Here is a 6,000-nt window from a genome sequence, read left to right on the forward strand (position 1 = left end):
GCCCTTTTTTGAATTTTATTCTCCAAAGGAGATAGCCAGTTCAGTTGTCTTATAATAACCACTTGTAAGCTTTTCTTTGATGGCTTCAAACGCTGAAATTGTTTCTGCCACATCCTCAAGAGTATGAACCGCAGTAGGTATTAATCTGAGGATAATCATTCCCTTAGGAATTACAGGATATATCACTACCGAACAGAAAATATTATAGTTTTCTCTAAGGTCTTTGCTCAAGGTGGCTGCTTCTCCTACAGTTCCATTCAGTACCACAGGTGTAACTGGAGAATTAGAATTTCCCGTACTGAATCCTTTTTCTTTCAGTCCGTCTCTCAAAGCATTCACAATCTTCCAAAGGTTTTCTTTCAGCTCAGGTTTTGTTCTGAGTAATTCCAGTCTTTTCAATGCACCTTCTACAAAAATCATAGGAAGTGATTTAGCAAATATCTGTGACCTCATATTGTATTTAAGGAATCTGATCACGTTGGAATCACCTGCGACAAATGCGCCTATTGAGGCCATGGATTTTGCAAAAGTGGAGAAATAAAGATCTATGTGTTCTTGAGTTCCCTGTTCTTCTCCAGCACCGGCACCTGTTTTACCCAAAGTTCCGAATCCATGTGCGTCATCTACCAAAAGTCTAAAAGTGTATTTTTCCTTTAGTTTTGCAATTTCTGCCAGTTTTCCCTGGTCTCCAGTCATACCAAATACACCTTCGGTAATGACAAGTATTCCCCCTCCTGTTTCTTCAGCAAGCTTGGTAGCCCTCTGAAGTTGCTTTTCACAGTTTTCAATATCATTATGTGGGAAAACATATCTCTTTCCCAAATGCATTCTAAGTGCATCTATAATACAGGCATGGCATTCACTGTCATAAACAACTACATCTTTCCTGTCTAGTAAAGAGTCTATGACAGACATGATTCCCTGATAGCCATAATTGAGAAGGTAGGCGCTGTCTTTACCTACAAAATCAGCGAGTTCTTTTTCAAGCTGCTCATGAAGATCAGTTTGTCCTGACATCATTCTGGCACCCATTGGATAGGCAGCTCCCCATTTGGCAGCGGCGTCTGCATCAGCCTTCCTTATTTCGGGGTGATTGGCTAGGCCTAAGTAATTATTTAAGCTCCAAGTCAACACTTCCTTACCCTTAAACTTCATTCTAGGAGCAATTTCCCCTTCCAATTTTGGGAATGCAAAATATCCTTCAGCAAGTTCGGAATGTTTGCCCAGTGGGCCTAAGTTGGTTTCTAATTTTGCGAATAAATCCAAGATTATAGACGTTAAGGTTTTACAAATTCTTAGAGAGTAATGTACTCTCGTAAATCGGGCAAAACTAATACAATTATACCACCCTTGCAAAAATCCTGTCCCATTTCAAATATTCTTTCTAATCCTCATTTTATTTTGTTTACTTCGTGAGTTAAGCTTTTTTGGATAAAATAAACCCAATTATGAGTAAGATTAAAAAACTACTGGTCGCTAATAGAGGAGAGATTGCATTAAGAATCATGAAGACTGCAAAGCAGATGGGGATTTCCACTGTTGCGGTATACAGTGAGGTAGACAGAAACTCTCCTCATGTCAAATTTGCAGATGAAGCCGTGTTATTGGGACCGCCGCCCTCCAACCAATCCTACCTGCTTTCTGAAAAAATAATTGAGGCCTGCATGCAATTACAAGTTGATGCGATTCACCCAGGTTATGGATTTCTTTCTGAAAATGCAGGTTTTGCCAAAAAAGTAAGTGATGCGGGGCTGATCTTTGTAGGGCCCTCTCCTGAGGCAATCGAGGTTATGGGTAGTAAGCTTGCTGCCAAAAATGCTGTTTCAAAATACGGTATTCCAATGGTGCCGGGTACAGACGAGGCCATTACGGATATTCCGGCTGCCAAGAAAAAAGCAGCGGATATAGGATACCCTATCTTGATCAAGGCCAGTGCCGGAGGTGGTGGTAAAGGTATGAGGATTGTAGCGTCAGAGGATGAGTTCGAGGAACAAATGAATAGGGCAATTTCAGAAGCTGAGTCTGCTTTTGGAGACGGAGCAGTATTTATAGAAAAATTCATTACTTCCCCAAGACATATAGAAATACAAGTCTTGGGTGATCAACAGGGGAATGTTGTTTATCTTTTTGAAAGAGATTGCTCAGTTCAGAGAAGACATCAAAAGGTGATTGAAGAAGCACCTTCTTCTGTGGTTTCTCCGGAGATGAGAAAAGCTATGGGGGAGGCGGCCGTGAAAGTAGCCAAAGCTTGCGATTATTATGGTGCTGGAACAGTGGAGTTTATTGTTGACGAAAATCTCAATTTTTACTTTTTAGAGATGAATACCCGCCTTCAGGTGGAGCATCCCGTGACAGAAATGATTACCGGTAAGGATTTGGTGAAAGAACAAATCCTTGTTGCAGAAGGGCAATCACTTACCTTTGGTCAAAATGACCTTACAATCAACGGACACGCTATTGAGGTGAGGGTATATGCTGAAGACCCCAGAAACAACTTCTTACCTGATATTGGTAAGCTTAGAACTTATATCAAACCCCAAGGTCCTGGAATCAGGGTTGATGATGGCTTTGAGCAGGGTATGGATATTCCTATTTATTATGATCCCATGATCTCAAAATTGATCGTTCACGATGAAAGCAGAGAAAAGGCCATTCAGAAAATGATCCATGCCATAGATGACTATCAGATTACCGGGATAGAGACTACACTTGGGTTCTGTCGGTTTGTTATGGGGCATGAAGCTTTCACTACAGGAAATTTTGATACCAAGTTTGTGGAAAAGTACTTTAGTCCGGAAAAACTAGATATCAAATGGACTGAAGAAGAAATGGAATTACTTTCAGGTCTTGCTGTGGAGATGTTCGAAAGGAGTAAAAACCAGTTGATTCCCATCAGCAACTCGGAGGGAACCAAAAGAACCAACTGGAAAAACAGGCTGATCTGATGGCTGAAATTTTACCTTTAAAAGCTTGGAGATATTCAAAGGACTGGGCATTTAAAATTGAAGAACTTACCTCTCCTCTTTTCGATGTGGTTTCCAAAAAACAGCGCGAAGCCCTTTATGCAAACCCCTATAACAGTATTCATCTTTCTGTTCCTTTGGGTCCCAACCCTGTAGAGAATGCTAAGAACACCATGGAACGATGGAAAGAGGATGGTGTTATTGCCCAAGATCAAATTCCTGGGATTTATGTTTATTACCAATATTTCAAGTTCCCTGGTCAGGAGGAAGAATCCTGCAGAAAGGGTTTTATTGCCCAAATACGAGCTTACGATTGGGATGAAAGGGTCGTTCTCAGGCATGAAAACACCATTGCAAAAGCTGTGGATGACAGGATAGACCTATTAAGATCCACTCAAATCCAAAGTAGCCCAACACACGGGTTGTATGAGGACCCACTACATGAGCTGGAACCTTACATGGATGAAGCCATTCAGGACCCCATTTATGATCTGGAAGATTATCAAGGTGTAAGGGAAGTATTGGCAGTCATTCATGATGCAGGGATAATAGCGAAGTTTTTGCACGTCATGAAAGAAAAGCATGTGATTTTGGCAGATGGACACCACCGCTACCAAGGTGCAATTGCCTACCGCAAAGAGATGGAAAAAAATAACCCGCAACATCAAGGAACGGAGGGCTATAATTTTCACCTGATGTATTTCACGAATGCTTTGAGTAAAAATATCAGGATACTTCCAACACACCGTTTATTTTTTGATAATTCACTGAGCGAAAAAGCGATTCTTGAACGATTGGAACCTTGGTTTATCGTGAAAAGGTTAAATGATGTGGAGGAAGTTTCAGAGCTTATTCTGCAAAAAAAATGGGCTTTTGGATTGATTTTTTCAGAAAATGCCTATAAAATTCGTCTGATTCCCGAGAGGATTGAAGAAATGGATTTGTCCATTCCCCGGATGGTCAAAGAAGTAGATATGATGGTACTGCATTACTTCTTTATCGATAAGGTATTGGGAATACCGCTAGAGGAGCAACGCTTTTCTGATAAAATCGAATATGAAAGGAACCTTAACCGTTGTCTGGGGAAAGTGGGGAATGGTTCGGCATCTTTTGCTATCCTTACCAAGGATATAGCCATGACACAGGTTCTTAATGTCTGTAAGAGCGGTCACACAATGCCTCAAAAGTCAACCTACTTTTATCCCAAAACTTTATCAGGCTTGCTCTTTGCATCTGTAGCGGAAGAGGAGTTCAATTTTCCTTATGAAGTTTTTCATTTATGATAGATCTTAAAGGATATTCATTGGTATTGGCATCCAAGTCACCAAGAAGGGCTGAATTGCTCAATGAGCTCGGTGTTGAATTTGAAGTCAGAGCCCAAAAGGTTGAGGAAAACTTTCCTGCAAGCTTACCGGGATTGGAGGTTGCCGCATATATATCGAAAAAGAAAGCGGTAGCATTTGAGGGGCAAATAGGTGAAAAGGAAGTGATTCTTACTTCCGATACTGTAGTGCTATTGGGCGAAAAGGTATTGGGTAAACCAAGAGACCAAGAAGAGGCAAAGCAAATGCTTAGGGAATTGTCAGGCAGTACTCACAAAGTCATATCAGCAATCACCTTAAAATCTTTAAGCAAAGAAATTACGCTTTCAGATGTAGTAACAGTTCATTTTAAAAAACTAGATCTTGAAGAAATAGAATATTATGTGCACAAGTACAATCCGCTCGATAAAGCAGGTGCCTATGGTATTCAGGAATGGATAGGGTATGTTGGCATCACTGGTATAGAAGGTTCTTATTTTACCGTGATGGGCCTCCCGGTGCATTTGGTTTACAGGGAGTTGGTTGGATGGTTTGATAAAGAAGATTAAGGATATTTAAGTGCAAAATCACAAAAATAATAAACGGGTGTAGTATTTAATTACACCCGTTTTTTTAATCCTTTTGCAAGGATAAAATTATCATCCTGGCAGCAATACTGCATCCAATACATGAACAACACCATTAGTACCTTCAAGGTCTGCTGCCACTACAGTAGCATCATTGATTTTAACAACACCGTCTTTGATACTTACTGTCAATTCCTGCCCATTCAAAGTGGTGACCACCTGACCATCAGACAGGTCGGCTGCCTTCACATTTCCAGCAACAACATGATAGGTAAGTACAGCAGTCAGCTGATCTTTATTCTCTTCTTCTAACAAACTCTCAACAGTACCTTCAGGTAAGGCTGCAAAAGCACTATTTGTCGGAGCAAAAACTGTAAACGGACCATCTCCGCTTAAAGTGCCGACCAAATCAGCGGCTGTCACCGCAGCAACCAATGTGGTATGGTCAGGTGAACTAACAGCAATGTCTACAACTGTGTTAGGCTCCTCTTCAACAACCACTTCTTCAACTACTTCTGTTTCTGTTGAATCCGTAGATTTGTTCTCACAACTAACTGCAAAGATCGTTGCGCTACAAAGTGCAACAAGGGATAAATTTTTTAGAATTTTCATTTTTTAAGTGGTTTTATAAATTAACAAACTTTAAACACGCAATTGTCCATTTAGTTTTTTTGCTGTTCAATTAATTCATGAATGGTAAAAAAAATAGATACTTTTGTATCTAACAGAATTACAGGTTCATGCCAGAAGAAAAGAGAACTCAGCCACCCATAAAATCCAATCTTCATCCCAGAAATAAACACCGTGAGAGGTATGATTTTGAATTATTGACGCAAACACTGCCGGCATTGAAGGACTTTGTGATCACCAATAAATATGGAGATACTACCATTGATTTTTTTGACCCGCAGGCGGTTTTGATGCTCAACAGGGCGATTTTGGGTCATTACTATCAGGTAGAGCATTGGGAGATTCCTGAAAGTTACCTCTGCCCCCCGATACCCGGGAGGGCTGATTATATACATTACGTGGCTGATTTGCTTGCTGAAAATTCAAGTAAACGCCCTAAGAAGGTAAATTGTCTGGACATCGGTGTGGGGGCCAATTGTATCTATCCACTCATTGGATATCATGAATATGCCTGGAATT

The 6,000-nt window shown here is 40.5% G+C and carries 6 protein-coding genes; 4 read left to right on the top strand and 2 right to left on the bottom strand.

Annotated elements, in window-relative coordinates; all coding sequences use genetic code 11:
* Positions 1 to 15 precede the first annotated feature (15 nt).
* The gene (locus EA341_RS14180; protein ID WP_293015709.1) at positions 16 to 1,266 is read right to left on the bottom strand and encodes an aminotransferase class I/II-fold pyridoxal phosphate-dependent enzyme; all 1,251 of its coding nucleotides are present in this window, start codon (positions 1,264 to 1,266) and stop codon (positions 16 to 18) included.
* A gap of 182 nt (positions 1,267 to 1,448) precedes the next feature.
* Here EA341_RS14180 and EA341_RS14185 point away from each other — a divergent pair, with 182 nt between their 5' ends.
* The 3 genes from EA341_RS14185 to EA341_RS14195 are packed head-to-tail and all read left to right on the top strand — an operon-like array spanning position 1,449 to position 4,833.
* The gene (locus tag EA341_RS14185) at positions 1,449 to 2,945 is read left to right on the top strand and encodes an acetyl/propionyl/methylcrotonyl-CoA carboxylase subunit alpha (RefSeq protein ID WP_293015711.1); all 1,497 of its coding nucleotides are present in this window, start codon (positions 1,449 to 1,451) and stop codon (positions 2,943 to 2,945) included.
* Positions 2,945 to 4,246: a DUF1015 domain-containing protein gene (locus EA341_RS14190; RefSeq protein WP_293015713.1), complete on the top strand. Its 1,302-nt coding sequence runs from the start codon at positions 2,945 to 2,947 to the stop codon at positions 4,244 to 4,246. Before EA341_RS14185 ends, EA341_RS14190 begins: the two co-directional genes overlap by 1 nt.
* Complete coding sequence (locus EA341_RS14195; protein WP_293015715.1) at positions 4,243 to 4,833, top strand: Maf family nucleotide pyrophosphatase; 591 nt, start codon at positions 4,243 to 4,245, stop codon at positions 4,831 to 4,833. Before EA341_RS14190 ends, EA341_RS14195 begins: the two co-directional genes overlap by 4 nt.
* A 90-nt stretch (positions 4,834 to 4,923) precedes the next feature.
* Here EA341_RS14195 and EA341_RS14200 read toward each other — a convergent pair whose 3' ends face one another.
* The gene (locus tag EA341_RS14200; protein WP_293015717.1) at positions 4,924 to 5,463 is read right to left on the bottom strand and encodes a fasciclin domain-containing protein; all 540 of its coding nucleotides are present in this window, start codon (positions 5,461 to 5,463) and stop codon (positions 4,924 to 4,926) included.
* A 128-nt stretch (positions 5,464 to 5,591) separates the two neighbouring features.
* Here EA341_RS14200 and EA341_RS14205 point away from each other — a divergent pair.
* Positions 5,592 to 6,000, top strand: a 409-nt coding sequence (locus EA341_RS14205; RefSeq protein WP_293015719.1) for an RlmF-related methyltransferase, incomplete at its 3' end; no start/stop codon positions are given.

The sequence above is a fragment of the Mongoliibacter sp. genome, from assembly GCF_007692705.1.
Taxonomy (GTDB): Bacteria; Bacteroidota; Bacteroidia; order Cytophagales; family Cyclobacteriaceae; genus Mongoliibacter.

Bases quoted from the DNA above. Each gene is read 5' to 3' on its own strand.
- EA341_RS14185 (WP_293015711.1), top strand. From the start codon at position 1,449: ATGAGTAAGATTAAAAAACTACTGGTCGCTAATAGAGGAGAGATTGCA.
- EA341_RS14190 (WP_293015713.1), top strand. From the start codon at position 2,945: ATGGCTGAAATTTTACCTTTAAAAGCTTGGAGATATTCAAAGGACTGG.
- EA341_RS14195 (WP_293015715.1), top strand. From the start codon at position 4,243: ATGATAGATCTTAAAGGATATTCATTGGTATTGGCATCCAAGTCACCA.
- EA341_RS14200 (WP_293015717.1), bottom strand. From the start codon at position 5,463: ATGAAAATTCTAAAAAATTTATCCCTTGTTGCACTTTGTAGCGCAACG.